Here is a 2,427-nt window from a genome sequence, read left to right on the forward strand (position 1 = left end):
TCCTCGACGCGCTCGTCCTCCAACTTGGCGAACAGTTCGGTCGGTTCGCCGAAGTCACCGCGCGGCGCGGAGAGTGCGTCTGCGACCTCGGTTCCGTGAACCGACCCGTCCTCGCCGAGTTGCGTCCAGAGCGCTTCGGCCTTGCCGGGCAGGATTGGCTCGAACAGCACGGCAAGCGCCTTGGATACCTGCACGCAGTCGTAGATGACTTGTTCAGCCTGCTCGGGGTCCTCGTCGGTCAGCTTCCACGGCTCGTTGCGCTGGATGTACTCGTTGCCGAACGCGGCCAGTGCGGTTGCGGCGTCGCCGAGGTCCTTGAGCGAGTAGTCGTTGACGGCCGCGGTGAACTCCTCTATGGCCTCCTCGATTCGCTCCGTCACCTCGTCGCTCGCCTCGACGTCCGGCGCGCCGTCGTAGTTCCGCGCCGCGAACAGCAGGCTTCGATAGACGAAGTTGCCGACCGTTCCGACGAGTTCGCCGTTGACGCGCTCTTGGAACCGGTCCCACGAGAAGTCCACGTCCTGCTGGAACCCGCCGTTGGTGGCGAGGTAGTAGCGCAGCAGGTCCGGGTCGAAGCCCTCGTCGAGGTAGTCGTCGGCCCAGACGGCGCGGTTGCGACTGGTGGAAAAGCCCTTGCCGTTCAGGTTGACGAAGCCGCTCGCCATGACGGCGCGGGGTTCGTTGTACTCCGCGACGTGGAGCATCGCGGGCCAGAAGACGGTGTGGTGCTGGATGATGTCGCGGCCGATGATGTGGACGATTTCGCCGCTCTCCTTCCACGTCTCCTCCCAGTCGTAGGTGTCGGGGCCGACGCGCTCGGTGTACTGTTTCGTGCTGGCGATGTACTCGATGGGAGCGTCCACCCAGACGTAGAGCACGAGGTCTTCCGTCCCATCTTCCTCCCCAGGATAGTCGATTCCCCAATCCATATCGCGGGAGATACACCAGTCCTGGAGTTCACCCTCAATCCACTCGCGGGGCTGGTTCTTCGCGTTGCTCGTCCCTTCGAGGCGGTCGATGAATCCCTGGAGGTACTCCTGCAGGTCCGAGACGCGGAAGAACTTGTGCGTCCGCTCGCGATACTCCGCCGGGTTCCCGGTACGGGTGCTCGTCGGGTCCTCGATCTCACCGGGTTCGAGATGCCGTCCGCAGCCCTCGTCACACTCGTCCCCGCGCGCGTGGGCACCACAGTACGGGCAGGTCCCCTCGACGTAGCGGTCGGGGAGCGGGTCGTCCTCGATGGGGTCCCACGCGACCTTGATCTCCTTCTCGTAGATGTACCCTTCCTCGTCCAGTTTGCGGACGATCTCCTGGGTGAGTTCCGTGTTCGTCTCGTCGTCCGTGTGGCCGTAGTTGTCGAACTCGATGTTGAACTTCGGGAACGTCGCCTCGTACTTCTCGTGGTGGCGAAGCGCGAATTCCCGCGGTGAAACGCCCTCCTTCTCGGCGTTCACGGCGACCGGCGTGCCGTGCATGTCGGACCCCGAAACGAAGGCCGTTTGCTGGCCGAGCGTGTCGAGGGCGCGCGAGTAGACGTCACCGCCGACGTAGGTTCGGAGGTGTCCGATGTGGAGTTCCCCGTTCGCGTAGGGAAGCCCACACGTCACCACCGCCGGTTCCTCGGTGGGAAAACTGTCGTGGCTCATACTATCGTCTCCTTCCTTGCGGGTGTAAAACCCGCCGATTTCGTGTGTTCGTCATTGATGATGTGGTCGCTGCTGCGTGATATTCGTGTAGCGGTCGCTCTCGAAAACCGGAATCGACGGGTTTCACCCCCGAAAACCGACCGCGGCCGGCCCAGAAGGATTCACCCGACGCTATCGGCGCATGCGCATAGCGAATCGGGTGAGGTGGGCCGTCGAACGCATACCACGCAGTAGGTTCGTTATCGTATATAAACACTTGGCCGCGAGGAGGATTTTGGTTTTCCGTGACGGCGGAAAGAATCGTCTTCAGTCCCGGAACTACTCTCGAGAAATCGCACTCACGACCGCAAAACGCCACCCAATTCGCAACACCCGTTCTCGCCGTTCAGACCGACAGAACGCCTTTGGTGATGAGCAACACCAACACGAGCCGTCCGACACTGCCCGCAAAGGACGCCAAGGCGAACTTCACGTAATCCGTCTCCAGGATCGAGAAGGCGTAGATGGAAATGGTATCGGGGAAGCCGGGGACACATAGCGCGCCCGCCAGGCCGAAGTAGCCCCAGCGTTGGGCGAGTGCGACGGTCTTCCGTTCGGACCACTCCACGATGTCGATCCGCGAACGGCGGAGTGCGCGGATGACCGGGCCGGACTCCTTGGCCTCCTGGCCGATGTGGAACGCGAACACGCTTCCGGCAGCCTTGCCGAACCCGCTGACGAGGATGATGAGCGAGTACCGTCCGATTTTCCCGATGCCGAGGTCGAGGGGGGCGAGGAGGAC

At 62.9% G+C, this 2,427-nt stretch carries 2 protein-coding genes; both read right to left on the reverse strand.

Going from position 1 to position 2,427, the window contains the following annotated elements; translation table 11 throughout:
- The coding region (metG, locus tag WBV42_RS06375; protein WP_423985283.1) for a methionine--tRNA ligase at nt 1–1,646 on the reverse strand (1,646 nt) is incomplete at its 3' end.
- A 385-nt stretch (nt 1,647–2,031) separates the two neighbouring features.
- Nucleotides 2,032–2,427: VTT domain-containing protein (locus WBV42_RS06380; protein WP_423985284.1), on the reverse strand; the 396-nt coding region annotated here is incomplete at its 5' end.

The organism is Haladaptatus sp. (assembly GCF_049589095.1).
In the GTDB taxonomy this organism is placed as follows: domain Archaea; phylum Halobacteriota; class Halobacteria; order Halobacteriales; family Haladaptataceae; genus Haladaptatus.